Genomic DNA, 26,123 nt, shown 5'->3' with positions numbered 1-26,123 from the left:
ACACGCGCGAGGCATAAAAAAAGCCGCCACGGGTCTCGCGGCGGCTTTGCAGGGAAGGCTCTGGAGAGGTGTAGCCTTATTTCTTCACGACGGAGTTGCACTCAACCAGCTCTTCAGCGGTGAGTTCAGCGTCCGCGTTGCGGAACGAGGTGACCGTGCCGACTTCTTTCGCGATCTTCTTGCAGACGCGCACAGTCGGGGATTTGCGCTTCAGGTCGCCGGTGCAGACGGTGCCGTCGCAGGACCAGACAACGCTTTCAGCGATGACGCGCTTTTCCTTGACCGGGTTAGCGGTTTCGAAGGTGTAGCCAGCGAAAGCGGGCAGGGCGAGGCCGGCGAAAGCGGCGGCGGCGAGTGCGGAACGGAGCATGGGAGGGTGCCTTGGTTCTGTTGTTGCTGCTGAATTTTTTCGGTGGAGCATTGCTGCCTGATTTTTAGGCTAGCGAACGCTGAATGTTTCGTCAAGCGTTCAGAGTGCTGAATTCAGGATTTTGGAGAACGGTTCGTACCATTTGCTGCGGCGCAGCACATTCTGCGGGTCTCATTGCCCCGGCGGCACAAATTGTCCAGCGGCCAGGTCTGCGTAAGGTGGGCGCAAACTGACGCAGACGAGGAAACGCCCATGGATTTCAACATCCCAAAGGAAATCGCCGACTATCTGGTCGTGCTCGACAAGTTCATCGAGGACGAGATCAAGCCCCTGCAGGCACAAGACGATAACGAGCGTTTCTTTGATCATCGCCGCGAATGGGCGCGGACCGACTTCGAGAATGGCGGCCTTCCGCGCGAAGAGTGGGAAGAGCTGCTGCGTGAAGCCAAGCGCCGGGCCGACAAGGCAGGCCACCTGCGCTACGCACTGCCCAAGGAGTTCGGCGGCCAGGACGGCACCAATCTTGGCATGGCGATCATCCGTGAGCATTTCGCCAAGCAGGGCCTCGGCCTGCACAACGACCTGCAGAATGAGCACTCCATTGTCGGCAATTTCCCGCAGATCCTGATGTTGCGCGACTTCGCGCGTCCTGATCAGAAACATCTCGCCATTGCGGCGCTGGAAGGAAAGTTCCGCGCCTGCTTCGGGCTGACTGAGCCACATCACGGGTCTGATGCGACCCACATGGAAACCCGCGCCGTTCGCCATAAGAAAGACGGCAAGGATGGCTGGCTCATCAATGGCGAGAAGATGTGGATCACTGGCATGCACGCCGCCAGCCACATTATGCTCTTCTGCCGTACCAGCGGTGACGATGGCGACGCCAAAGGGATCACATGTCTGCTGGTTCCGGCCGACGATCCGGGTGTCATCATTGAAGAGTACCTCTGGACTTTCAATATGCCGACCGATCACCCTCGCCTCAGTATCAAGGATGTGTGGGTTCCCGAAGACGCCGTGTTCGGCCCGCCGGAAGGTGGCCTCGCGCTCGCTCAGCACTTTGTGCATGAAAACCGCATTCGCCAGGCGGCATCTTCCTGCGGTGCTGCAATCTACTGCATCAATGAGAGCGTGAAGTATGCGCAGGAGCGCAAGCCGTTCGGCAAAGCGCTGGCGACCAACCAGGCGATCCAGTTCCCGCTGGTGGAGTTGGCGACGCAGGCAGAGATGCTGCGGCTGCTGATCTTCAAGACGGCCTGGGAAATGGACCAGATGTCCAAGCCGGAAGTGGCCATCAAGCTCTCCGACAAGGTCTCCATGTGTAACTACTATGCCAACCGCCTTGTGTGCGAAGCGGCTGACCGTGCGATGCAGGTGCATGGTGGTATTGGCTATTCCCGCCACAAGCCGTTCGAGCACATCTACCGCCACCATCGTCGCTATCGCATCACGGAAGGCTCCGAGGAGATCCAGATTCGTAAGGTCGCCGGGCACATGTTCGGCTTCATGGGCCCCGGCAAGCACGGCCAGCCCAAAGGCGAAACCGGCAAGGGCGGCAAGAGCGCGGAGCCGACCGACTTCGCTGTTCGCTAGTCGGGGCGTTCGGCAAGAACGACCGCAATAATCAGCAGGCGCCCGTTCTCTCGCTATTGTGAGCCAACGGGCGCCTTTTTCTGAAATACGCAGAAATTGCGGTGGCGACTGGCTCCGTGCTCGGAAATTTGTCATTCAGATCGCGTTTGACGCGAAAACACCTCTATTGGAGGCCGCCGGGAGCGAAATGTATTACGTTTCTCGCAGGATGATCGCATGGTCATTCTGTACGCTCATCGCGGAGAAGCGGAAATGAATGAACAGGAAGCCTGGCGGGCCTGGCGGGAAATCCTGACCCAGGGGCGTGATGTCACGCCATCTGAATCCGTTTTTCTGCAGCTTTGTGAATATAGCGGTCTCTCTCTGGACGAGGTGAAAGAGATCGCCGCAAACTCAAGTAGTATTACCGCCCAGAAATGGGCAGAGGCGGATCGGTCGACACCCGAAGGCGTTCGGCAGTTTTATGAATCAGTCTCGAATTGGGTGTTTGGGACGCTCAGCTATCATGCCAGGCAGGCGGAAGGAGACTACCCGCCTTTGCCTGCTACCGTTGCCGAAGAGTTGCGCGATGTTCCAGCTGGTGCCTTCCTCGATTTCGGGGCAGGCGTGGGAACGGCGAGCCTGCTCTTTGATCGCATCGGTTGGAGCGTTACGGCGGCGGATGTTTCTGCGCCGCTCATGGACTTCGCCGCATGGCGGTTCAAACACTATGGCGCTGATATCCCGATTATTGACCTCAATACGCAAGCGTTGCCGGAAGGCCGTTTCGATGTGATCGCCGGTTTCAATACGATGGCGCACGTTGTCGATGTTGCGCCGACTGTCAAACGGCTGAGGAATGCGCTCAAGCCCGGCGGGCTACTCGTTTTCGATATCGATTTCCGGACGAAGGACCAGCAGATGTGCTGGCATGTGATGGACAGTCACTATCCCTATTTGAGGATTATGCGCCGTCTCGGGTTCCGCCTCGAGAAGGTGCGCAACTTCATGTTCTACTACAGGCGTGTGGAACAAAGCGCCCTACAGGGCGCCTTTTGGGCCGTTGCTGATGGCATTCGCTACAGTCCGGTCGTTCTGTTTGTCCGTAATCTGAAAAACAAGCTCCGCGGCCGCCTTAGCCGCCGCGGATAGTCCTGTCCTGTGGTGGGACGCCTGATGGTCAGAGCGGGCTGAATTCAGCTGTGAAGTGGCGCATCATCGGTGGCTCCTTCACGATGCGCAGGCCTTTCAGCTTCTCCTTCGTCGCGGCGACTTCTTCGAGGACTTCAACAACATAGTCGGCATGGCTCTGGGTGTAGACGCGCCGTGGCATGGCCAGACGGACGAGGTCCATCGCGCCGGGGGCTTCGCTGCCATCGGGCTTGCGTCCGAACATGACAGTGCCGATTTCGCAGGCGCGGATGCCGCCCGTTTCATACATGGCGCAGGTGAGCGCCTGGCCGGGATATTCCAGTGGCGGGATATGGGGCAGGAAGGCGCGGGCATCGATGAACACGGCATGGCCGCCAGCGGGCTTCACCACCGGCACGCCCAGCGCATCGAGCCGCTCTGCGATATAGGAGTTCGTCCGTACCCGGTAGCGGAGGTAATCTTCGTCGACGATTTCCTTGAGGCCCTGCGCGATGGCGTCCAGATCACGTCCCGCAAGGCCGCCATAGGTCGGGAAGCCTTCGGTCTGGATCAGAAGCGTGCGCGCGCGCTCTGCCAAGGCATCGTCGTTCAGCGCGAGCCAACCGCCGATATTGGCAAAGGCATCCTTCTTGGCGCTCATCGTCATGCCGTCGGCGAGGGCGAAGGTGTCCCGGACGATGTCCTTGATGGAGCGCTCTTTTTGTCCCTCTTCGCGCAGCTTGATGAACCACGCATTCTCCGCAAACCGGCAGCCATCGATATAGAAGGCCTTGCCGAACTGTTTGGCGAGGGCGGCGGCGCCGCGAATGTTTTCCAGGCTGACGGGCTGGCCGCCGCCGGCATTGTTGGTGATGGTCATCATCACGGCGGGAATGCGCGCGCCTTGTTCCTCCAGCACTTTCTGCAGGGCGACGAGATCCATGTTGCCCTTGAAGGGATGGTCGAGCGAAGGGACGCGGCCTTCAGCGATTGGAATGTCCAGCGCCTCGGCGCCCATTGCTTCGATATTGCCGCGGGTGGTGTCGAAATGGGTGTTGGAGGGGATGAGGTCGCCTTTCTTGGCGATCAGCGTGAAGAGGAGGTGTTCGGCTGCCCGGCCCTGGTGGGCGGGGATGATGTGGGCGAAGTCCATCAGGTCCTTCACCGCCGCCTCGAAGCGATAGAAGCTCGGCGCGCCGGCATAGCTTTCATCGCCCGTCATCACGGCGCCCCATTGGGCCGCGCTCATGGCCGAAGTGCCGCTGTCGGTCAGCAGGTCGATGATGACATCATCGGAATGCAGCTTGAAAAGGTTGTAGCCGGCCTTGGCCAGCAGGCGCTCGCGCTCTGCGCGGGTCGTCATGCGGATCGGCTCTACCGATTTGATGCGGAAAGGTTCGATGATGGTCTTCATGGGGGCACTCCCGGCTGAAACGTCCCTGGGAGTGGGGCCTTGTTGGCACATGCCCCGCGCACAGGAACTGGTCGCGCCGCGGTTGCCTCTCCGGAAAACCGGCAGACGGCCGCGCTCAGCGCCTGTTGCGATGACCGGGAACTAGCATGTGAAAGGCGGCCCTGCCAAGCGCTGCGGGCTGCATAAGGTTAACAACGCGTTCACCAATTCAGGTGAGGAATGGTCTGTTGATTTGCTCTCAGGATGAGACCATGACCCTGCTTGAACGCGTGATCCGCGGCCACCGCTGCCGCTCGACCCATCACTTCATCGCCTTTGATGCGCTGTCCCTGATCGAAGGGGATAGTGCAGAGGGCTGGAAGTCGCTCATGCTGGTCCACCATGAACACCTGCTCAAAGGCGCCAAGGCGCCCGACGATACGTTCAAGGATTTCAAGAACCATGTGCTGCATGTGGGCGAGGGCGAGTGGGGCGGCGCACGCGCCAAGGCGGCCGAGTGGTATGCGATTTCCGTAGACCTTTTGCGCCGCAAGCGCTGGAGCGACGCAGCCTGGGCGTTCGGTGTGCTCAGCCATTATTATGCTGACCCGATCCAGCCATTTCACACCGGCCAGACCGAGGCGGAAAACGTAATCCACCGGGCGGTAGAGTGGAGCATCGCCAAGTCACGTGCCGATACCGATGCGCGGATTGCGAAGAATGGCTATCCGGAAGTCGAAGTTCCCGAAGGGCTCGGCTTCGTATCCGACATGGTGCGCATCGGCGCCCTGCGGTCGCACGCATACTATGATGTGTTCATCGGCCATTACGATCTCGACGCCGGCGTTTCCGATCCGCCGTCGGGCCTGGACGAGACGATGCGCGCGGCCATTGCCGACCTTGTGTCCTATGCGACGGCGGGCTTTGCCAAGATCATGACGCGCGCCATTGAGGAAGCCGCCGTTGCCCCGCCCAAGGTGCACCTGATACTGCAGGGTTATATCGAGACACTGGATATTCCGCTGCGTTGGATCACGGCGAAGCTCGAAGACATGGGCGACCGCGCCCAGGTCGAGAAGATGTACAAGGAATTCCAGAAGACAGGGAAGGTCATCCGTGCCCTGCCGGAGGATGACAAGGCGGTCCGTGAGATGCACGCCAAGGAAGTCCGCCGCATTTCCATGAAAACGCTGAATGCTGAGCCCATCCAGCCGATCGGAACGGAGCGTGACGGCAACATTCAGTCGATTCTCGAGGGCGCTGATGCCGGCGAGGCGGAGCACGTGGTTGAGGAAGAGGTTGTCACCCTTGTCGAGGAAATCCAAGAAGTCGATGTCGTAGAAGAAGCCGCAGCTGAAGAAGCCGACATCGAAGAAGCGGATGTCGCGGCTGAAGACGAAGCCGAGCTCTCGGAAGACGATGACGCTGAGGAGTTCGAAGACGGAGCCTCAGGCGACGACGATCTGGAAGAAGAGATCGACGACGCAGCGGATGAGGACTTTGACGATGAGGACGTCGGCGAAGAAGACGAATACGAAGCTGAAGCCGAATATGAGGATGATGTAGAAGACGACGAAGAAGAGTTCGACGCGGAAGCCGAAGACTTTGAAGACGAAGAGGATGACGAACAGGAATTTGATGCAGAGGCCGACGAGGAGGCCTCTACTGAAGAAGGTCTGGATGAGGAGGACGAGGCCGCGCCGCCGCCCGCAATCGTTGCGCCGGTTTCCGCCAGTCACCGCCGCGCTTCGCTGACATTTGAATCGCCCGTTGTCGAAGCGCCTTCCATTGGTCCGAAAACGGCCGCTTACCTCGCCAAGGCTGGGATCGAAACAGTTGGTGATCTGATCATTTGCGATCCCGACGAGACAGCCGAGCTGGTCGATGTGCGCTACATTTCCGTAGACGCAATCGAGACCTGGCAAATGCAGGCGACGCTGATGATGGAAGTGCCCGGTCTGCGCGTGCATGATGTGCAGTTGCTGGTTGGGGCGGGGATTTCCTCCCGCGAAGATCTCGCCAACGCCTCAGCCACAACCATCTTCGAGCTGGCAATGGAGTTCCTGCAGACCTCCGAAGGCTCCCGTGTGCTGCGACCTGGCGAAACGCTGGAAGAGGACGAAGTGGAAGAGTGGATCGAGTTGGCGCAGGACAGCGCCTGATCACAGGCCTCTGGGGCTCAGGCCGCCAGCTTCATAGATCGCATCGATCATCGCCATGTTCGCAACGGCGTCTTCGCCGCCTGTAAGCGGTTCAGCTTTCCCCGCGATTACGTCGAGGACGTGCGCGAGCTGGTAGTCGAAGGTCGTTTCTCCGTCTGTGGTATAACGCGTTATGTCCGTTCCGCGCTGGATAGAAATCGAGTTTCCGAGAGTTGGATGGATCGGGTTGTTTGCGCGGAGTATGCCTTCGCTGCCCTTGATTGCCAGGACGGCGCGGAACTTCTGGTCGGGCTTCATTGAGGTCCGCAGGCGGGCTGGGATGCCTCCGGGAAACTCCATCAGCGCTTCTGTCACCAGGTCGATACCGGGCGCGCCTTGCGTCATGTCGGTCGAGATGAGGCGGGGCTCGGTTCCCGCGACCGTCCGCAGCCAATGCAAGGGATAGCAGCCAAGATCCATTATGGCACCGCCACCGAGATCGGGGCGGTGACGCAGCTCGTCGGTGGAAAATGGAATGGCGACCGAGAACTCTGCCTTCATGGCGCAGAGACGTCCGATTGCTCCGCTGCGCACCTTGTCCAGAATGTCGAGAAACATCGGATGGAAGCGATAGTGGAACCCTTCGATCAGATGCCGGTCTGCGCGTGTAGCGGTGTCCACCATTTGGCGAGCTTCGCTGACATTCATCGCAAAGGGCTTCTCGCACAGGACATGCTTGCCCGCTTCCAGAGCGGCGATGGAGAGGCTCGCGTGCTGGTGTGGCGGCAAGGCGTTGTAGATGAGGTCGATCTCGGGGTGCGAAATCAGTGCTTCGTAGCTTTCCACAACTTCTGGAATGGCATGGCTTTGTGCGTACGCGCGTGCCCGCTCTGTATCTCGCGCGGCAATCGCGGAAACGATACAGTCAGAGCGCCGCTTCACTTGTGGAATCAATGACTTCGGGGCGATTTTGGCCGCGCCGAGAATGCCGATGCGGATCATGTTCGGGCCTCGTTGTGAGTGGCATAGGTAAACAGGGGGAGTTGTTTTGTTTACCCCGGCCTAACAGCGCTTAATCTCTTTCTTCATCGCTGGCCCAAAAAGATTCATCTGATTCAGAAATCGGAAACCACACCTGAGCTTAGTAGCAGGTCTCGAGGCCATCGGACCTTAGGAGTGCCTTCGCCCATGATGACTGATCTCATAGAGCACATCGCTAACACCAATGGTCTCGAGGCACCCCTCGCGAGCAAGGCGTTCGGCATCCTGCTGAACTCTGCAGATCGTCAGGGTGCTCCGCTTGCAGAAGCGGTATTCCGGTCGATTCCCGGCACGCGGGCATTGTCTGCGCAGGTCGGGGCCGAGATCGGCGCGCCGACCGGCGAGATTGCCCGCCTCATCGAGCGCACGCCTGGCGGACGCCGCTGCGTTGTAGAAGACATGTTCAGCGCGCTGCTGGATGCTGGCCTTGGCCATGATGGTCTTGCGCGCATGCTGCCCGTCATCGGTGCCTGGATGAAAGACACCTATGGCATTGAAGGCATGGGCACGCTCAGCGCCATCATTGCGCACGACGGTGAAACAGCCGCCGCTGCTGCCGCCCGCGCTGCCTGACCTCGACTGCCTGACGTACGGGCCGGTCTTTTCAACTCAGCTCAAGACCGCTACAGCCCCTCGTCAGGACTGACGAGGGTAGCTCATGACCACGACCGACACCTTGCGCGCCGATGAAGCCATCGCCGTGCGCCTGATGCAGGCGATCCGCGCCGATGCCGAAGCGCAATGCGCGCCTGACGAACTCGATCTGGTTTCTGTAACGCTGGACCTGTCGGCAACCGCCAGCAGCGCGGCGGATCTCACCTATGCGCCCCGCATCGATCGCAAGACCCGCACGATCCTCTTCACCAGCGGATCGGCCAGCGGGCCTGGTGGCGTCGTGATGACGGCAACGGTCGTCTACCGCATCCGGCCGGCGGAATAACCTTCGCAGGTTACTCCGCTGCAGGCAGGATATGTCCGTCCTTGTCCTGCGTTTCCTCGGCAGCCCCCTCACCGCTGGAAGACGCACTTGCGCTCGGCTTGCGGTTTCTGAAGATCTTCTTCAGGCGGCTCTGGACGCGGTAGGGCACCAGAAGCCAGGACGGCGTTACCAGCAGGATCATGGTCGTTGAGAACGCCAGGCCAAACACGACAGCGGTGGCAAGCTGGACCCACCATTCAGCGCTCGCGCCGCCCACATTGATGGCGCCTTCGCGGAAATTGACGCTGAGCATCAGCATCATTGGCAGAAGGCCGCAAACCGTCGTTCCGGTAGTCAGCAGGATAGGGCGAATACGCTGCGCCGCCGTTGCAAGCGCAGCTTCCTCAGGATCACGGCCATCAGACAGAAGCCGGTTGTAGGTGTCGATCAGCACGATGTTGTTGTTCACGACGATACCTGCCAGCGCGACGATGCCGGTTCCAATCATCAGGATACTGACATAAGGCAGAATAAGGTTGATGCCGACCAGGACGCCCGCTGTTGAAATGATTACAGCCGAAAGTGTCAGGATCACCTGCCAGAAGTTATTGTATTGCCACAGCAGGATAACCGCCATCATGAATAGCGCGGCAAGTGCGGCCCCGCCGAAGAAGGCGGCTGCGTCAGCCGTGTCTTCATCGGCGCCTTCAAAGCGGACTTCGACACCTGCCGGCAGGTCCTGTGTATCAATCCACGCTTTCATTTCAGCGACCACAGCGGCGCCTGCGCCTTGTTCTTTCGCATTGGCGCGAACGGAAATGACGCGCTTGCCTTCACGGCGTTCAATGGTTGAGACGCGCGGCGCCGGTTCCCGGTCAACGAACAGCGACAGCGGCACGTTGCCTTGCGGTGTTGCAATCCGCAGGCTGTCGATTGCCGAGGCGGAACGCGAGTCGGCTGGGAAGCGAACGCGGATATCGAGTTCATCGTTCGAATCGTCCGGGCGGTAGCGGCCGACGAGAATGCCGTTGGTCACGAGTTGAACGGCCGCGCCGACCTGCGCGACGTCCACACCAAACTTGCCTGCTTCGGCACGGTCGACCGTCAGCTGGTATTCAACGCCGGGCAGGGGCCGCGAGTCATCGATTTCACGCAGGTCGCTGCGGGCTTCCAGCCAACCCCGGAGAAGGTCGGCGGTCTGGTCCAGGGCTGCTCTGTCGAGGCCCAGGAGGGCGACCTGAATGTCTTTGCCGCCAGGCGGGCCCTGTTCGCGCGGACTGATCTGGAAGCGCAGCGCCGGAACATTGTTGAGGCGCTCACGGACGATCTCGAGCGTTTGGCGGCCATTATAGGGACCGTCTGCGCTCGTTTTCAGGTCGATCAGGATCTGGCCGATCGTGTCTGCCGGCATGCCGCCTGCAGCGTCCATTTGCACGCCGCCGCTGGAACCGCCAGCGCGGGTGGAAATGGCGGTGATCCCGTCAAGGTCTGCGATCTCTGTTTCGGCGCGGCGGACCAGGTCTGCCTGCTCGGCAGCCGAGAGAGCGCCCTGTGCCTGAACAAAGACGTAGGCCTGCTCGGGCTCGATATCCAGGAAAAGCTCCGATTTGTGTTGTTCGGAACCAAACCACATGAAGATCAGAAAGACGCCGGCAAAGGCAATTCCTGTGGTCAGGAACGGGCGGCGGATGGATTGGCTGACAACCTTCACATAGGCGCCGAGCCAACCTTTCGCCTTCCGCGGATCGGCATCTGCGGCGAGTGCGGCGAGGTCTTCATTTTTACCGTCAGGGCGTGCGCCAAAGACGGAGCCGAGCACAGGCAGGAAGATCAGTGCAGAGATCAGAGAAGCCGTAAGAACAAAGATCAGCGTAATTGGCAGATACGCCATGAACTTGCCGGGCATCGAGTTCCAGAACAGGAACGGCACGAAGGCAGCGAGTGTTGTGAGCGCAGAGCTGACGATCGGCCAGAACATGCGCTTGCCAGCCATTGCGTAGGCGTCACGCTTGTTCAAGCCTTCGGCCATTTTCCGGTCCGCATATTCAACCACGATGATGCCGCCATCGACGAGCATGCCGACCGCGATCACGAGGCCGAACATCACCATCATGTTGATCGTGTAGCCGAACGCTGCAAGCAGGATGAATGCCATAACAAAGGTGGCCGGGATCGAGATCCCAACCAAGGCCGCAGAGCGAAGGCCGAGCGCAGCAACGACGATGATCATCACCAGCAGCACGGCGGTCATGATGGAGCTTTGCAGCTGGCCGAGCTGAGTTCCGATCATCTCTGATGTATCGGAGGTCACAACGGCTTTCACCGTCGGCGGCCAGCTTTCCTGCTCAATGGCAATCGCCTCGCGCACAAAATTAGCCGTATCGAGAATATTGGCGCCGCTGCGCTTGACCACTTCAATCAGCAGCGCGTTTTCGCCATTGAACGTGGCAAAGCCTGTTGGGTCCTTGAACGTACGGCGCACTTCGGCCACGTCGCCCAGAGTGACGACGGCATTATCGGTGCGCTTAACTGGCAACGCCAGCGCGTCAGCGCCGCTCCGGATAATGCCGGGCACCTTGACGGCAAAGCTGCCTTCTCCGGTTTCGATCGAGCCTGCCGCAACCAGCCGGTTGTTGGCGGAAACGACCGACATGATCTCCTGATAGGAGATGTTGTAGGTTTCGAGTTTTACCGGATCGACGATGATTTCCAGAAGCTCTTCGCGCTTTCCCTGCACGCGGGCTTCCAGAATGGTGCCGTTGCTTTCCAGGCGGTCCTTCAGGTTCTCCGCGATGCGGGCAAGGCCGCGCTCGGGAACATCGCCGAAGACGTTGACAACCATCACCGGGAACTGCGCTGCGTTGAACTCCATCACAATGGGTTCGCGCGCGTCGTCGGGGAAATAGCGTTTCGCCATGTCCACCTTGTCTTTTACGTCGAGCACGGCCTGATCGATGTCAGCGTCAATCTCGAATTCGAGCACGAGTTGGGCAGCGCCCTCGGCGCCATAGGCATCGAAGGTTTTCAGGCCTTCCAGTGACTGGATCTCCTGTTCGATGGGGCGCACCAGAAGGCGCTCGGCGTCTTCTGGTGTCACGCCGGCCAGCGGAACGGTGATTGCAACGAATGGGATCGGAATATCCGGATCGGCTTCCTTCGGCATGTTTATGTAGGTGACCGTACCCGCCATCAGTACGCAGACGAGGATGGTCAGGATCATCCTCGCCCGGCCGATTGCCCAATCGACGACGCCTGTCATTTGGACGCTCCCTCGGCGGGCACCGGTTTGATCTTCACGCCGTCGCTGAGATAATCCTGGCCCATGGCGATCAGGGTCGTGCGCGGCGGAAGGCCGGCAACCCAGACGCCTTGCGGGGTCTCGTCGATCACCGTGACAGGTGCGAAAGTAACAATATTGCCATCGGTCACATGCCGCACGCCAAGTTCGCCGCTGTCAGAAAGCGTCAGAAGGGATGGGCGCACCAATGTCGCCTGCACTTCGCCAGCTGGAATGGTCAGCGAGGATGTGATGCCAGCGGCAACAAGGGCGTCTGCGGTTGTGAGTTCCGCTTCGATCGGGAATGTCCGTGTCTGCTCATTGGCGGTGCGGGCGACAAAACGCAGGCTGGCCGGGAATTTTCGACCGTCTGCGAGCACGGCTTCGGACGACATACCGTTCGAGAGCAGCCCCGCCTGCGCTTCGGTCACTTCAGCCGCGATGATGACCGGATCAAGATCGACCAGCAGGCCGCAGGCGCCGCCAGGGGAAAGATAGTCGCCAGCCTCCGCCATGCGGCGCTCGAATACGCCATCAAATGGCGCGCGGATCTGTGTGCGTCCCAGTTCCACGCGGGCTGAATTCACGGCTGCTTCGGCTGCATCCAGGCTTGCTTTGGTTGCCGCTTCGCGGTTCGCAGGGGTCAGGCCCTTGGCGACGAGGGCCATGGCGGCCTCATAATCCACCTTGGCGGCGTCACGGGCCGCTTCTGCTTCCTTCAGGCGGGCGCTGCGTGCTTCCACGTCCAGCCCGCAAAGCAGGGTGCCCTTTTTGACGAACGTGCCTTCGCGCACGGGTGTTGAGACGACTGTGCCGGATGTGCCTGATTTCAGCGTCACAGCCTTGTCCGGCGCGGTGCGGCCTTTGACGGCTATGCGGACCGTATGCAGCTGGCTGCTGACTTCCACCACCAGCGCTTCGGGAATTTCATCGCTGGTCGCCGCCTGAGCCACCGAATGGTCAGAGCTTATGCTGCCGCGCATAATGCTGCGGATACCAAAATAACCAACAATGGCTGCCAGAATGATGGCTGCGATCAGGACAGAACGGTTCACGTGACAGGTCTTTCTTGGGAGGGCGGACGGTAAAATAGGTTATCCGAACGCAAGAGTCAGGGTTCGTGCTAAAAGATTTCTAGCACGACACCTGTTTCCACCCGGCAAAGGACCGGAACACTTTGGTTAATCGACTGTTCTGCCTGGTTAATTCTTGCGAATATTACAGCGCGTTAAGTGGCGGTTTCCGGTCAGCCCAGGGGCGCGCTCCTTCCAGTTCCAGCGCCAGTTCGAAGAGGAGCGCGTCCTCTCCCCTCCGGGCTGAAAACATCGCGCCAATGGGAAGGCCCGCCGGCGACCATTCCAGCGGCACGCTCATCGAGGCGGCCCCGGCAACGTTCATCGGCGATGTATAAGCGACGAAATTCAGTACGCTGCTCATAACGGTGTCGAAATCGCCATCGGGTGCCTGTTCGCCGATGGGAACAGCGGGGCTGCCCGTGACCGGCGTCAGCAAAACGTCCAGATTGTCGAAGAAGCTTGCATACTGCGCCTCAAACCCGAGAAGGTAAGCGACCGTGTCGGGGATCTCCGCCTGCCGGGCGCCTGCCATGGCCGCAAGACCGAGAGTCCAGGGCTCCACAATGTCCGGTCCAATTGGCTTGCCCGAGAATTCGCTGACCTGCCGCGCGAAGTCTGCGGCCCCGGCGGCCCAGTAAAGAATGAATGCGTCGGTGAACTTTGGCCCGTCCATCGGGAGCGTATAGTCAACAACTGTATGGCCCAGTTCCCGGCAAAGCTGCGCGACTTTCTCGATAGCGTCTCTTGTGTCGGGGTTCAGCGCTGTGCCGCCAATGGGTTCAGGGGCAAAACCAATCCGCAGGCGGCGTTTCAGGGGCTGAACCTCGCCAAGTGGCGGATAGGTTCCATCCGCAGCCTCTGCCATGCGGAAGAGCTCCAGAGAGTCCCGTACACTGATGGTCACTGCATGGTTCACGGAAATCTGCAGCGGGGGCGGCGTGGCGCCGGGCTGGGTGTAGGGCAGGCGGTCGCGCGAGGGCTTGAAGCCGAACACGCCGCAGGTGGAGGCGGGAATGCGGATAGAGCCGCCGCCGTCGCTTGCGTGTGCGAAAGGAACAATGCGCGCCGCCACCAGCGCCGCCGCGCCGCCGGACGACCCGCCCGGAATGCGCGAGAGATCCCAGGGGTTATGTGTTGGCCCATGCGAGAGCGGCTCGGTTGATGAGATGAGCCCGGCTTCCGGTGTCGCCGATTTGCCGAGCGAGACGATCCCGGCTTGGCGCCATTTGGCAGCAAAAACGCTGTCGCTCGAGGCGACATGTCCCGCCAGCCCCCGGCTGCCTTTGAGTGTCGGCGCGCCGCGCCAGTCGATGAGGTCCTTGATGAAAGTCGGGACGCCTGCGAACGATCCCGAAAGCACCCCGCTTGCATCGGAGCGTGCGCTCTCGAATGTTTCAGAGACGATGGCATTGATCTCGCCGTCAACGGCGCGTGCCCGTGCAATGGCGGCTTCGACTTCTGCGAGCGCGGTTGTTTCGCCCGCTGCGATTGCCGCCGCCATCGCCACACCGTCCTTGAAGGCGGGTCGCTCGGCCCTGGGCGCAGCTTCCGGCTCAATCGATTTCGGGCTGCATGCAGCCAGCGCCACCGTTGCGGCGCCGCCAGCAAGGGCGGCGCGGCGGGTCAATCTCATCATCTGGTGTATTCCTCCGGTGCGTTATCTTTTCGCCCGCCATCGTGGCTGGCCAATGGCGCGCACGCAAGAGCCGCGCAGCGACAGGGCTGGCACAGGAGCCTTCTCCCGGTTTAAGGAGGGGCACAATCAGGCTGCAGGATCAATGAGCGCTTCAGACCTTCCCGAGAAAGACCGTGCCGACCGGATGCTGGTGGCGCTCGGCCATTTTGAAAGCCGGGCGTCCGCGCAGGCCGCCATTGCTGCGGGCCGGGTGAAGGCAGGCGGCCAGCCCGTGCGCAAGCCATCCGAACTCATCGCGCGTGATGCAGCGATCGAGGCAGAAGCGGCTCACCCTTATGTCTCGCGCGGCGGCATCAAGCTTGCCCATGCGCTGAACGTGTTTGGCGTCGATGTGTCGGGAAAACGCTGCCTGGATCTGGGCGCGTCGACCGGCGGGTTTACAGATGTTCTGCTTCAGGCCGGCGCGGCGCATGTCACCGCCATCGATGTGGGTCATGGCCAGCTGCACCCCAAGATCGCCGCAGATTCCCGCGTCATGTCGCGGGAGGGTCTCAATGCGCGGGACCTGACGCCGGATGACCTTGGCGCCCCGCCGGAAATCATCGTTTGTGATCTGAGTTTTGTGTCATTGCACAAGGTGCTGCCCGTTCCGCTTGCGCTGTCGGCGCCGGGGGCTGTGCTGGTTGCCTTGTTCAAGCCGCAGTTCGAGGTCGGCCCGGATCATGTCGGCAAGGGCGGCATCGTGACAGATCAGGAAGCTGTCGAGCGGGCGCTCGCGGATTTTCCGGAATTCCTGTCAGGATGCGGATGGAGGTCCGAGGCCCCGATCCCCAGCCCGGTTGAGGGCGGAGACGGGAACCGCGAATACCTGTTTGTGGCGCGCCGGGGCGCCTGAGGCCTATTCGGCCGATGCGACTGTCAGCGGCGCGTCCACGGTTTGCGTGGTGCCATCTTCCAATTGGATGTCGAAGGTGACCGTCACCGACGCGCCCGGTGTCAGGCTGTCCGGGGCTACGCCGAAGAACATGATATGATCGCCGCCGCGCGCGAGGGCATGGTCGCCATTGGCGGGCACGGCGAAGGACTCAACCTGGCGCATCGCCATCTTGCCGTCCGCGCTCATTTCGTGCGTGTGCAGCTCAACGGCCTGTGCGAAGGCGGCCTGCCCGCCGGTGATGGTCACGGCCTGCGAGCCTGCAGCAAAGGTGCCGAAGCCAGCTGCAATGTCGCGGCCAGCCGGGGGCGGAAGGATCGTGCCTTCAAGGAACACGACCGGTCCGTTGATCTCGCCGCGATCGACCGTTTCGTCAGCGGGCGCGTCGCCATGCACGCCGCCATGATCTTCATGGTTCATCTCGGCGGCGGGCTCTGCCGGCGGCTCGGCTGCGGGCTGTTCCGCGGCTGGCGCGCAGGCAGCAAGCAGCAGCGCTGCAAGGCTTGCAGAGGCGATCAGGGGCAGGCGCATGGGAAACTCCGTTCAAATCCGATTTCACCGGAAGTGAACCTCAGCTTCCCATCACGGGCAACTTACTTTCGCGCCGCGCGTCAGCCTGCCGCGATCAGTAGCCGTAAAGTTCTTCGTCGCTCCAGCCGTCCTGGATCTGCCATTGGCGCGTATTATCGTTCCAGCAGGCGGTTACCGGATCGCGCATCACCTGACCGTCAGGCATTTGCGTTTCGCGGTGGATCACGCGGCAATCCGGGCCAGAGTTGGCCGGGCCGGCGCTGGCGGGCGCGCCGCCGCCATACTGGTACTGCGCCTGCGGCTGGGCCTGCGGGTAGGCGGATGCCGGATAAGGCTGCGGCGCGGGCTGCGGATAGCTGTTCGGTGCGCCCCGCATCACCTCGGCGCCGCCATAGAGGCCTTGCGTGTTTTGCGGGATCGAGCCGTAAGGCGCCGAGGAGTAGTTGTAAGCCGGTGCATAGGCCACCTGGCAGTCGCCGGAAGACTTCTTGGCCATGTCACTGCCGGCCATGCCGCCCACCAGTGCGCCGAGCGTTGCGCCAACGGCCACCTGGCCGGAATTGGAGCGGCTCTCTTTATAAGTGCGCGGGGGGCCATGGCGACGATATCGCGTGTAGTAGCGGTCGTTGTCGATATTGTTGCCGATGGCGCCGCCGATCAGGCCGCCCACGATCGCGCCGACAATCGCGCCGCCGGTGCCGTCCGAAGATTTCTGGCGTTCACACTGCACATTGGTAGCGGGTGGCGGATACGGGTCGTACCCGCGTCCATACGGCGACCCGTACTGTGCATGGGCCTGGCCCGGAAGGGAAACGGCCAGCAGGCTGAGGCCGCTTGCCAGGATCACCGATTTCATCATCACCAAGCTCCTTGTTTCAGGGCGCAGTGCGCCCGTTTCGGTGCCACAATGGCGCCGTCAAGCTGAACGGGACCTGAAGGCAAATGGGCTGGACGGGGCGGGCCGCGGGGATCATATTCTGCTTATGGGATGGCGCAGGAAAGCCGCAACGACAGCAGGACGCGCCCGGTATGTCGCCGGGCAAGCCGTACGGTCTGCCTGGTATACGGCGCAGATGCAGGCCGCGCGCAGCCGGGCAGAGGGCTTCAATCGGCCGGGCGAGCCGGCATTTGAGCCCAGCCGGGGGCGGCCGGACATGGCTGAGCTGCGCCGCGCCTTTTTCGAGCTGTTCCTGCAGGACCGGGCGAATATCGAAGCTGGCCTCTATCCACCTCCACAAGAGCTGGGTCTTGCAGGCTTGCCGGGCGCCCTGAAGGCGGCCCGCGCCTTCCAGAAGGATGTGCAGGCTGTCGACCAGCGGCGCCTTGCGCGCGATGGACAGGAACTCCAACGGGAACTCCAATCAGGTGGCGATTTCCTCCAACGGAATGCCAACCGGTATCCCGACTATTACCTCCAGAATTTCCACTATCAGACCGGCGGCTGGTTCACCGATGAAAGCGCCGGGCTTTACGATACGCAGGTCGAAGCCCTGTTCTCGGGCACGGCGGATGCCATGCGGCGCGCCGCGCTCGCTGAAATCGCGCGGGAAATGAAGGGGCGCGACCAGCGGCAGGTGCGCCTCATGGACATCGCCTGCGGCAATGGCCGGTTCCTTGAAAAAGTGCTGGAGGTCTGGCCGCGCCTGAACGCGTCAGGGCTGGATCTGTCGCCGTCATACACAGAGGCGGCGCGTGCGCGCCTTGCGCCCTGGCGTCAGGTCGAAATCATTCAGGACGCTGCCGAGGCGATGTGTGTGGAAACCGGCAGCCAGGACATCGCCGTCTCAATATTCCTATTTCACGAACTTCCGCCGCGTGTGCGCCCGCGGGTCCTCGCTGAAATATTCCGCATACTGAGACCCGGTGGCTTGTTCGTGCTCGCCGACAGCCTGCAGTTCGGGGATCGGGAAAAACTCGATGGCCTGCTGGAATATTTCCCGCATGGATTCCATGAGCCTTATTACAAGGACTATCTTGCATGGGATCTGGACGGCGCATTGACGCAGGCTGGATTTGTTAAGGAGTGTGGCAGTCTTGCCTTCCTTACGAAGGTAACTGCCTGGCGAAAATCACAACTCTGACAACAAGATGAAGTGTCAGTCATTTATCGTGTTTTTCCGGACACAGTGAGATTTCAAAGCTGATCAATGACTGCTTTGAAAGATGGAACACGGACGTTTAGTGCCTACCTCCTCGTCGCGTCGGGCCAGAAGGCCTGCGTAAACCAAGGAGTATACTAACAATGAAACTTGCATTTGCTTCTCTCGCCGTTGTCCTCGCCGCTTCGCCTGTCGCCTTTGCGCAGGGCGATGTTGAGCTTTCCGGCGGTTATTCGAATTATGATGTCGGCCCGGCAGAAGTCGGCGCGTTGACCGGTCGCGGCACTTACTTCTTCAACAAGAATTTCGGCGTTGAAGGTGAAGCTGCAGTTGGTGTGAAGGACGATGACTTTGGCATCGGCACGGTTGAACTCGACCATTCGCTCGGTGCCTTTGGCGTGATGCAGGCCCCTGTCAGCGAGCGCGTCAGCCTGTTCGGCCGTCTCGGCTATTCCGCAACCGAGCTGAGCGCGAACAACTCTGCACTGAATGCCGCCGCTTCTGACATCAAAGGTGTCGCTTACGGCGTTGGGGCCAAGTTCAACGCCACTGAAAAGTTCGGCATTCGCGGTGAATTCACCAAGCACGAAGGCGACCGCACCGATGCGGACGTTGTCTCCATTGGCGGCGTCATGCGCTTCTAATGTAATTCCACAGCTATTTCCTCCCAAACATTTGTCCCGGTGCAGAATGCACCGGGACTTTTTTTATCTGTGAACAGAGTGTGCCTGAAACGGCAACATTACGAGTCTGTAATTAATCGTGCTTTTTCCAACACAGGGGCTGAACATTTCTGTCACATTACAGCGAAGAAAGATGGAACACGGAGTTTTCGTTGTTACCTCCACTTCGCGCTCAGCGCATAAATGGAGAAAGCGTATAATGAAACTTGCACTTGCTTCCCTCGCCGTCGTCATGGCTGCCGCTCCGGTTGCAGTCGCTCAAGGCGATGTCGAGCTGAACGCCAGCTATTCGAACGTTGACGTCGGCAGCGCCGATGTGGGCGCTCTCACGGCTCGGGGTTCCTACTTCTTCACCCGTCACCTGGGTGTCGAAGGTGAGGCTTCCATCGGTGTAAAGGATGATGACGTTGGTCTGGGTACGGTCGAACTCGACAATTCGTTTGGCGCCTTTGGTGTCGTTCGTGCCCCGGTCTCTGATAAGTTCCACATGTTTGGCCGAGTTGGTTACGCCAACACGGAAATGAAGGTCAGCGCACCGGGCATCGGCTCGGCCTCTGGCGATTTCGACGGCGTCGCCTACGGCGTCGGCGCGAAATACTTCGCGACCGAAAAATTCGGTATCCGCGGCGACTTCACGAAATATGACGGCGACGGCGGAGACGCAGACGTGTTCTCGATCGGTGCTGTGGTTCGCTTCTAAGCGGCCCCGCAATCGATCAAACGATTACCCCGGTGCAGAACGCGCCGGGGTTTTTGCTTTTATGGGGTGGGCGATCAGCGTCCTGTCTGCCCGCGATGGCGCAGTTTCGCATCTGCCAGCACGCAGGCCATCATCGCCTCGGCCACCGGCACCGCGCGGATGCCCACGCATGGGTCGTGCCGCCCGATGGTGCGCACATCCACCTCCTCGCCGTCTCGGGTGATCGACTGTACTTCGTTCAAAATTGAAGAGGTCGGCTTGATTGCTATACGGACGACGACATCCTGTCCGGTCGAAATGCCGCCGGCAACGCCGCCATTGTTGTTTGACAGGAAACGCGGCGCGTCATTGCCGGCGCGCATCTGGTCGGCATTCTCTTCGCCGCTCATCGATGCGGCGGCAAAACCTGCGCCGAGTTCCACGCCCTTGACGGCATTGATGCTCATCATCGCGCCGGCAAGTTCTGCGTCCAGCTTGCCATAGACCGGCGCGCCCCAGCCGGCGGGAACGCCGGAGGCGTGGACTTCCACAATCGCGCCGGTCGAGCTGCCGGATTTGCGCACGCTGTCGAGATAGGTTTCCCACTCCGCCGCCATCTTGGCGTCCGGGCACCAGAAGGGGTTGTTCTGAGTTTCCGCCCAGTCCCAGCTTTCCGGGTCGATCATGTTTGGGCCGATCTGGACCACCGCGCCGCGGATGAGAATGTCATCGCCCAGCACCTTGCGGGCCACCGCGCCAGCAGCAACGCGGGCGGCGGTTTCGCGGGCCGAGGAGCGTCCGCCGCCACGATAGTCGCGCACGCCGTATTTCTGGTCGTAGCCATAGTCGGCATGGCCGGGGCGGTAACGGTCGCGGATTTCGCGGTAATCTTTCGAGCGCTGGTCGGTATTCTCGATCATCAGCGAGATCGGCGTGCCGGTGGTCACCTGGCCATCGGTGCGATCATCTTCGAACACGCCGGAGAGGATTTTGACCTCATCGGCCTCCTGGCGCTGGGTCACGAAGCGCGACGTGCCGGGGCGGCGCAGGTCAAGGAAGCGCTGGATGAACGCCGCGTCCAGCTGCAGGCCGGGCGGGCAGCCATCGACGACGCAGCCGAGCGCCGGCCCGTGGCTTTCGCCCCAGGTGGTGACGCGGAACAGGTGGCCAAATGTGTTGTGCGACATGTGACAGGCTATCCTCTCGCGGTTGCGGGCCTCGTCCTATATGAAAAATGAAGGCTTACAAACCGCGAAAAGGTGGGCGTGCCCATGAGTTCTTCCGTAATTCCGCCGAGCCCGAGCGCTGCTGACTATGCGGTCGAAGGCGATCGTCCGCTGGTGCCGGAGACGGGCGACCCGATCGGCCTGTTCCAGGACTGGATGGCGCAGGCCCGCGCGAGCGAGCCCAACGACTCCAATGCCATGTCGCTGGCGACCGTGGACGGCGAAGGACGCCCGGATGTGCGCATCGTGCTGCTGAAGGGCGTGGATCAGGATGGGTTCACCTTCTTCACCAACCTAGAGAGCACCAAAGGCGTCCAGCTGGCGGCAAATCCGGTAGCGGCGCTCTGTTTCCACTGGAAGAGCCAGCGCCGCCAGGTGCGGGTCCGCGGACCGGTCAGCCTTGTGAGCGCGGAAGAAGCCGACACCTATTTTGCCAGCCGCGCGGCCCAGAGCCGGATCAGCGCGATTGCGTCTGATCAGTCCCGCCCGTTGGCGGACCGGGCGGTGTTCGAGCAGCGGGTGGCCGAGATCTCCTCGATCTATGGCGACGACAAGGACATTCCCCGGCCGGTTCACTGGGGCGGCTTCCGCCTCGTGCCGACGGAGATCGAGTTCTGGCAGGACCAGGCCTTCCGGATGCATGACCGCTTGCGCTTCTACCGCAAGGATGCCGGTGGCTGGGCGACGGTGCGGCTTTACCCGTAACGCCGCCGCCCGCCTTAAAGCGAACACAAGCTCAGATGAGCGCGGCGGAGGTCTGCTCCACGATCATGTGAGGCACCCCGTCACTGGTGCGCGCCTGCGAAACGCCGCCGGGTGAGACGGTGATGGTGACGCGCGTGCGCAGGTTCGAAAAGCTGTCGAACTCGACCACATCGACAGGTTCGTCGAAGTGGATCGTCACTTCAAAGGCCGCGCCGTCATAGATTTCCCTCACCGCAAGGACGCGGCCGGCAAACGGCTGTTTGAGATACCGGCCCGCCACCTGGTCGCCGACCTGAAGGGGTACTTCGGGTTCGTTCGACAGGCGGGCGGATGCGGTGTTCCAGTCCCGGTAGCCGAGTTCGCGGGCGACAAGTTCGAGCGCCTGAGAGTGGGAAACAGGCGCACCAGACGCGGCAAGCTCGGCGCGCAGTTCGCGGGCGCGGGCCTTGGCCTGCTCGCGATTGGTAATTTGGGAAGACATCGAGAGAGTCCTTCTGCCGCCAGTCTCAGTAAAGCAGGGCTCGCATTGCTGCAGGACCGGCAGGAAGAGGAGGTCTCATCTGCTGTCTTGATCGTGCGCCAGGGCGCCGGGGATCTTCACCTTGAGGCCAAAGCCTTGCGAGCGGCGGGTGTCCCGAACCTTGGGCGGGCAGATACGCCGGACGGCGCGAAACGTCAAGAATTGCCAAGCGCGCCGGAATCCCCGAAAAGGTGTCACGATAAGTGACAAAACACAAACCCCAGGGGGAAACACCATGAAGCTCGCCTTGCAGATCATCCTCGGCCTTTTCTCGCTGATCCCGCTGGCCTTTGCCGTGATGGGCCTGGCGAACGGGGCGGGCGGGCTCGACCCGGAGGGGCATGTGGCCGCTGCGGTCGACAACCAGTTCCGTTATTTTTCGGGCATGTATGTGGTTGTCACGCTGATCCTCTGGCGCATCATTCCCACCATCGAGAAACATTTCTGGACGCTGGCACTGATCTGCGTGGCGCTGTTTGTCGGGGGCGTTGGCCGTATCCTCTCGCAGATGGCGGTGGGACCGGGCGCCGATTTCCAGCATTCGGGCATGTTCATAGAACTGTTCTCGCCGCTGGTTCTGGTGCTGGCCTGGTTCGTGGCGAAACGCGCGAAGGCGTAGGCCAGCGAGGGCGTCCGGAACGCACGCTTTGGGGCGTGGCCGGCGGGGTATTTGCTTCGGTTTGGCGGCGTTTCAGGATGTGTCGGGGACGTGCCCGCTGATCCTTCGACTTCGCTCAGGATGAGCTTCGGGGGATGGGGTGTTTGAGGCTTCCCAAAAACTGCAGGAAAACGCCAACGGCGCTTGGGCGAGGTTCGTCGGGAGATCGGATTCCCAGACGGGATCGCTCCAATGGGCTTTGACGAGCGTAGGTTTCTTGTAGGCGCGCCAGTGGTCGCCGATGCTGACGATGTGGATGCGGCCCCATTTGGTGACGGCGATGAGAAGCGTGCGAAGCTCCACATCCTGCCGCTTGAAGATCGCGCGCAGTTGCAGCCAGAGGTATGGCCAGAAGACTGGCAATACGTGGGCGTAGAGGCGGGCGATCTGGGGTGTCATGCCTGGCAGTATAAGTCAGCCGGCGGAGGGGGTGGATACGATTGCGGGTTGTGGTGTGTTTGTGGGCGATGGGTGTTGGATAGGCGTGCCCGCTCTATCCTTCGACTTCGCTCAGGATGAGCTTCTCTAGCGCAACATTTCGGAGCTCATCCTGAGCGTCCTTCGCCGGGCTCAGGATGAGGTCGACGGATGGGCGGGCTTTGCTGGCTCCCGGTCTTCGCTTGCAGCGAAACCGGGATGACGAAGCTGAGAGGGCGGGAGGCCCTCACCCCGGCCCTCTCCCGGAGGGAGAGGGGGCGCGTTGTGTCTGGGGGCGTCGTTGTGGGTACAAACCGTGTCAGACTGTGTATTTTTGAGGCATTTCAGGGACAGTTTGGGACAGTTCGGGGCCTGCCGGCCTTATGGCGCGGCGCAGGTGGCCCAGCCTTCGTCGTCGGAGGTGAGCCATTCGGCGACCTTGTAGGGTTCGTCGGTGGCGATGAGGACGACGCCGTCATCGACGAGGCGCTGGTACTCGCTGCCATCGCCATCGGCCCAGTACTGGTCGTCGAGGCGTTCGCCGGCGCGGCCGAGGGTGCCAAAGGCGGGCTCGACGCTTTCGGCCAGCAGGCGGGCATAGGCCGGGGGATCGGGCTCGCGCGTGCCGGTCCAGGCGACGACGCGGCTGCGGTCCACGCCGAGGCCTTCGAGGCGCGCGATGTCGCGCCCGCCGAAGGCCGAGGCGGTCATCATGGCGCCGGGGGCGACCTTGGCGATCTCGGCGGCTTCCTCATCGGAGTAGGAAATCATCAGGACATTGCCTTCGGCGCCGGCGGCGACGACAGCGGCCCAGATATTGGCGAAGGAGGTGGTCTTCTTCCGGTCCAGCTCGACAATCGCGCCGGTCTTGCGCGCCCAGACCAGCGCGTCGGTGAGCTTGGGCGGATGGAAGCTCGTCAGGTCTCCATCGATGTCCTTCAGGCGGTAGGTGGCGATGGTGGCCCAGTCGGTGTCGGAATTGTAGCCGGTGGCATCGACCGTGCGGCCAAAACGGTCGTCATGATGCAGGAAGAGAACCCCGTCCCGGCTTTCGGCCACGTCGATCTCGAAGACGCGGATGCCGCGGTCGAAGCCATATTGCATCGTCTCGATAGCGTTTTCCGGATAGCCGATGGCCGGGCCGCCGCGATGGGCCGCGACCAGCACACCGTTATGTTCGCGCAGGCAGTTGAAGAATTCCGGCAGGGGCGAGGTCAGCGCGCTCGAAATCGGCAGCGGCGGGCTGCCCGGATCGGCGATTTCCACAGGCGTTGTGTCAGCTTCGGCAAGGGGATCGGCGGCGGGAGCCTGGCTACAGGCCGCAAGGAGGAGGGCGGAAACCCCAGCCAGCAGAAGTCTCGACATGGAATTTGTCCTTTCCTTGCGTAAGCGCTCCCGCCCGAATAGACAGGGCATTGAAAAATCACAAGACACGACCCTGCGCAGAGACAGCGAAGACAAAACCTATTCCGGAGGAAGAATTAGATGAAAGGCATTATGCAGGATTGGCCGCTGACGGTGGACAAGATCCTTGAGCATGCGCGCCTGCAGCATGGCAATCGCGAGATCATCACGCGCCGCGTGGAAGGAAACATCGCGCGCGTCACCTATTCGCAGCTTTACGACATGTCCAAGCAGGTCTCCACTGCGCTGAAGGATGAGGGCATTGGCCTGGGCGACCGCGTGGCGACGCTGGGCTGGAACTCCGAGCGGCACATGGCCAGCTGGTATGGCGCGATGGGCATCGGCGCCGTGCTGCACACGATCAACCCGCGCCTGCACCCCGACCAGATCGCCTGGATCGCCAACCATGCCGAAGACAAGGTGTTGATCTTCGACAAGACCTTCCTGCCGATCGTGGAAGCCATCAAGGACAAGCTGGAAACAGTGAAGACCTTCGTGATCTATGCCGGGGCCGACACGATGCCGGAGAATACGCTCGGCGCGATTGCCTTCGACATCTGGATCGACGGGCGCAGCCGAAACGTGCGCTGGGGCGACTTCCCGGAAGATACCGCCTGCGGCCTCTGCTACACCTCTGGCACGACGGGCAATCCGAAAGGCGTGCTCTATTCCCACCGCTCCAACGTGCTGCACACGCTGGTGACCATGGGCAAGGACGCGATGGGCATGGGCGCGGCAGACTCGGTAATGCCGGTGGTGCCGATGTTCCACGCCAATGCCTGGGGGCTGGCCATGTCCTGCCCCGCGACCGGCGCCAATATGGTGATGCCGGGCGCGCAGATGGATGGCGCGTCGATCTATGAACTTCTGGACACGGAGAAAGTGTCGATCACGGCGGCTGTGCCGACCGTGTGGCTGATGCTGCTGACACACCTGCAACAGAACGACCTGAAACTGCCCTATCTGAAACGCGTGATCATCGGCGGATCGGCCATTCCGGAGAAGATCCTGCGGGCCTTCGAGGAAGATTATGAGGTGGATGTGGTCCATGCCTGGGGCATGACCGAAACCTCACCGCTGGGCACGCTCGGCGCGCTGCCGCCGCATCTTGAGGGCGCGCCAGTGGATGAGCGCATGAAACAGAAGCTGAAGCAGGGCCGCCCGCCCTTCGGCGTGGAGCTGCGCCTTGTGGACGATGACGGCGTGGAACTGCCGCGCGACGGGCATACGTCCGGACGCCTGCTGGTGCGCGGGGCGGCGATTGCGGCGGGCTATTTCAAGGGCGCCGGCGGGCATGTTCTGGATGCGGAGGGCTGGTTTGACACCGGGGACGTGGCCACCATCGACGAGATCGGCACGATGACCATCACCGACCGCGCGAAGGATGTGATCAAGTCGGGCGGGGAATGGATTTCCTCCATCGACATCGAGAACATCGCCGTGGGCCATCCCAAGGTGGCGAATGCGGCGGCAATCGGCATCTACCATCCCAAATGGGACGAGCGTCCGCTGCTGATCGTTCAGGCCGCCGCCGGGGAAAATCCGACCAAGGAAGAAATCCTGAAAAGCCTCGAAGGCAAGATCGCCAAGTGGTGGACGCCCGATGACGTGCAGTTCGTGGATGCCATCCCGCTGGGCGCAACCGGCAAGATCAACAAGCTGGCGCTGCGCGAGCTGTTCAAGGACTACAAGCTGCCGACGGCTTGAGAAT

The 26,123-nt window shown here is 61.4% G+C and carries 24 protein-coding genes; 12 read left to right on the top strand and 12 right to left on the bottom strand.

The window, feature by feature from the left end; genetic code table 11:
* Nucleotides 1-76: 76 nt before the first annotated feature.
* Nucleotides 77-370 (bottom strand): DUF8200 family protein, encoded by a 294-nt coding sequence (locus tag K1X12_RS16330; protein ID WP_220988664.1) that lies wholly within the window; start codon nt 368-370, stop codon nt 77-79.
* Nucleotides 371-622: 252 nt separating this feature from the next.
* On the opposite strand from K1X12_RS16330, the gene K1X12_RS16325 reads away from it, so the two are divergent.
* Nucleotides 623-1,963: an acyl-CoA dehydrogenase family protein gene (locus K1X12_RS16325; protein WP_220988663.1), complete on the top strand. Its 1,341-nt coding sequence runs from the start codon at nt 623-625 to the stop codon at nt 1,961-1,963.
* Between the two features lie 216 nt (nt 1,964-2,179).
* A complete protein-coding gene (locus K1X12_RS16320; RefSeq protein ID WP_220988662.1) occupies nt 2,180-3,094 on the top strand; it encodes a class I SAM-dependent methyltransferase in 915 nt (304 codons plus the stop codon).
* Between the two features lie 28 nt (nt 3,095-3,122).
* Here the strand turns inward: K1X12_RS16320 and K1X12_RS16315 are convergent, their stop codons facing one another.
* On the bottom strand, nt 3,123-4,487 hold the full coding sequence (locus K1X12_RS16315; RefSeq protein WP_220988661.1) for a tryptophanase: 1,365 nt from the start codon (nt 4,485-4,487) through the stop codon (nt 3,123-3,125).
* 251 nt (nt 4,488-4,738) lie between these two features.
* Between K1X12_RS16315 and K1X12_RS16310 the strand changes: the two genes are divergently transcribed.
* Entirely contained in the window at nt 4,739-6,628 is a 1,890-nt protein-coding gene (locus K1X12_RS16310; protein ID WP_220988660.1) for a DUF4332 domain-containing protein, read from the top strand.
* Here K1X12_RS16310 and K1X12_RS16305 read toward each other — a convergent pair whose 3' ends face one another.
* Nucleotides 6,629-7,609: a Gfo/Idh/MocA family protein gene (locus K1X12_RS16305; RefSeq protein WP_220988659.1), complete on the bottom strand. Its 981-nt coding sequence runs from the start codon at nt 7,607-7,609 to the stop codon at nt 6,629-6,631.
* A gap of 186 nt (nt 7,610-7,795) precedes the next feature.
* Here K1X12_RS16305 and K1X12_RS16300 point away from each other — a divergent pair, with 186 nt between their 5' ends.
* Complete coding sequence (locus K1X12_RS16300) at nt 7,796-8,221, top strand: hypothetical protein (RefSeq protein ID WP_220988658.1); 426 nt, start codon at nt 7,796-7,798, stop codon at nt 8,219-8,221.
* 85 nt (nt 8,222-8,306) lie between these two features.
* A complete protein-coding gene (locus tag K1X12_RS16295; protein ID WP_220988657.1) occupies nt 8,307-8,588 on the top strand; it encodes a hypothetical protein in 282 nt (93 codons plus the stop codon).
* 10 nt (nt 8,589-8,598) lie between these two features.
* On the opposite strand, the gene K1X12_RS16290 is transcribed toward K1X12_RS16295, so the two are convergent.
* The 3 genes from K1X12_RS16290 to K1X12_RS16280 all read right to left on the bottom strand — a co-directional run bounded on the left by K1X12_RS16290 (nt 8,599) and on the right by K1X12_RS16280 (nt 14,556).
* A complete protein-coding gene (locus K1X12_RS16290) occupies nt 8,599-11,826 on the bottom strand; it encodes an efflux RND transporter permease subunit (protein WP_220988656.1) in 3,228 nt (1,075 codons plus the stop codon).
* The gene (locus K1X12_RS16285) at nt 11,823-12,899 is read right to left on the bottom strand and encodes an efflux RND transporter periplasmic adaptor subunit (protein ID WP_220988655.1); all 1,077 of its coding nucleotides are present in this window, start codon (nt 12,897-12,899) and stop codon (nt 11,823-11,825) included. Before K1X12_RS16285 ends, K1X12_RS16290 begins: the two co-directional genes overlap by 4 nt.
* Before the next feature lie 163 nt (nt 12,900-13,062).
* Nucleotides 13,063-14,556: an amidase gene (locus tag K1X12_RS16280; RefSeq protein WP_220988654.1), complete on the bottom strand. Its 1,494-nt coding sequence runs from the start codon at nt 14,554-14,556 to the stop codon at nt 13,063-13,065.
* Between the two features lie 142 nt (nt 14,557-14,698).
* On the opposite strand from K1X12_RS16280, the gene K1X12_RS16275 reads away from it, so the two are divergent.
* Nucleotides 14,699-15,451: a TlyA family RNA methyltransferase gene (locus K1X12_RS16275; RefSeq protein ID WP_220988653.1), complete on the top strand. Its 753-nt coding sequence runs from the start codon at nt 14,699-14,701 to the stop codon at nt 15,449-15,451.
* 3 nt (nt 15,452-15,454) lie between these two features.
* On the opposite strand, the gene K1X12_RS16270 is transcribed toward K1X12_RS16275, so the two are convergent.
* Together K1X12_RS16270 and K1X12_RS16265 are read right to left on the bottom strand one after the other, a co-directional pair.
* Complete coding sequence (locus K1X12_RS16270; RefSeq protein ID WP_220988652.1) at nt 15,455-16,021, bottom strand: copper chaperone PCu(A)C; 567 nt, start codon at nt 16,019-16,021, stop codon at nt 15,455-15,457.
* 94 nt (nt 16,022-16,115) lie between these two features.
* Entirely contained in the window at nt 16,116-16,880 is a 765-nt protein-coding gene (locus tag K1X12_RS16265; protein ID WP_220988651.1) for a glycine zipper domain-containing protein, read from the bottom strand.
* A 124-nt stretch (nt 16,881-17,004) separates the two neighbouring features.
* Here K1X12_RS16265 and K1X12_RS16260 point away from each other — a divergent pair, with 124 nt between their 5' ends.
* The 3 genes from K1X12_RS16260 to K1X12_RS16250 all read left to right on the top strand — a co-directional run bounded on the left by K1X12_RS16260 (nt 17,005) and on the right by K1X12_RS16250 (nt 19,503).
* On the top strand, nt 17,005-18,102 hold the full coding sequence (locus K1X12_RS16260) for a class I SAM-dependent methyltransferase (RefSeq protein ID WP_220988650.1): 1,098 nt from the start codon (nt 17,005-17,007) through the stop codon (nt 18,100-18,102).
* Nucleotides 18,103-18,263: 161 nt separating this feature from the next.
* The gene (locus tag K1X12_RS16255; protein ID WP_220988649.1) at nt 18,264-18,764 is read left to right on the top strand and encodes a porin family protein; all 501 of its coding nucleotides are present in this window, start codon (nt 18,264-18,266) and stop codon (nt 18,762-18,764) included.
* Nucleotides 18,765-19,002: 238 nt separating this feature from the next.
* Entirely contained in the window at nt 19,003-19,503 is a 501-nt protein-coding gene (locus tag K1X12_RS16250; RefSeq protein ID WP_220988648.1) for a porin family protein, read from the top strand.
* A gap of 74 nt (nt 19,504-19,577) precedes the next feature.
* On the opposite strand, the gene aroC is transcribed toward K1X12_RS16250, so the two are convergent.
* Nucleotides 19,578-20,669, bottom strand: a complete 1,092-nt coding sequence (aroC, locus tag K1X12_RS16245) for a chorismate synthase (protein ID WP_220988647.1) — start codon at nt 20,667-20,669, stop codon at nt 19,578-19,580.
* Nucleotides 20,670-20,753: 84 nt separating this feature from the next.
* On the opposite strand from aroC, the gene pdxH reads away from it, so the two are divergent.
* Nucleotides 20,754-21,413 carry a pyridoxamine 5'-phosphate oxidase gene (gene pdxH, locus K1X12_RS16240; protein ID WP_220988646.1) on the top strand — a complete coding sequence of 220 codons (660 nt, stop codon included), beginning with the start codon at nt 20,754-20,756 and terminating at the stop codon, nt 21,411-21,413.
* Between the two features lie 31 nt (nt 21,414-21,444).
* Here pdxH and K1X12_RS16235 read toward each other — a convergent pair whose 3' ends face one another.
* A complete protein-coding gene (locus tag K1X12_RS16235; protein WP_220988645.1) occupies nt 21,445-21,894 on the bottom strand; it encodes a glyoxalase superfamily protein in 450 nt (149 codons plus the stop codon).
* Between the two features lie 274 nt (nt 21,895-22,168).
* Between K1X12_RS16235 and K1X12_RS16230 the strand changes: the two genes are divergently transcribed.
* On the top strand, nt 22,169-22,552 hold the full coding sequence (locus tag K1X12_RS16230; protein ID WP_220988644.1) for a DUF4345 domain-containing protein: 384 nt from the start codon (nt 22,169-22,171) through the stop codon (nt 22,550-22,552).
* A 72-nt stretch (nt 22,553-22,624) separates the two neighbouring features.
* Here K1X12_RS16230 and K1X12_RS16225 read toward each other — a convergent pair whose 3' ends face one another.
* Together K1X12_RS16225 and K1X12_RS16220 are read right to left on the bottom strand one after the other, a co-directional pair.
* Complete coding sequence (locus K1X12_RS16225) at nt 22,625-22,990, bottom strand: hypothetical protein (protein WP_220988643.1); 366 nt, start codon at nt 22,988-22,990, stop codon at nt 22,625-22,627.
* Between the two features lie 399 nt (nt 22,991-23,389).
* Nucleotides 23,390-24,373, bottom strand: coding sequence for a glycerophosphodiester phosphodiesterase family protein (locus K1X12_RS16220; RefSeq protein ID WP_225908011.1), 984 nt, complete (start codon nt 24,371-24,373; stop codon nt 23,390-23,392).
* 120 nt (nt 24,374-24,493) lie between these two features.
* Here K1X12_RS16220 and K1X12_RS16215 point away from each other — a divergent pair, with 120 nt between their 5' ends.
* On the top strand, nt 24,494-26,119 hold the full coding sequence (locus tag K1X12_RS16215) for a long-chain-fatty-acid--CoA ligase (protein ID WP_220988642.1): 1,626 nt from the start codon (nt 24,494-24,496) through the stop codon (nt 26,117-26,119).
* Nucleotides 26,120-26,123 lie beyond the last annotated feature (4 nt).

This window comes from Hyphomonas sediminis (genome assembly GCF_019679475.1).
Classification (GTDB): domain Bacteria; phylum Pseudomonadota; class Alphaproteobacteria; order Caulobacterales; family Hyphomonadaceae; genus Hyphomonas; species Hyphomonas sediminis.
This window is presented reverse-complemented; position numbering and strand designations above follow the sequence as displayed.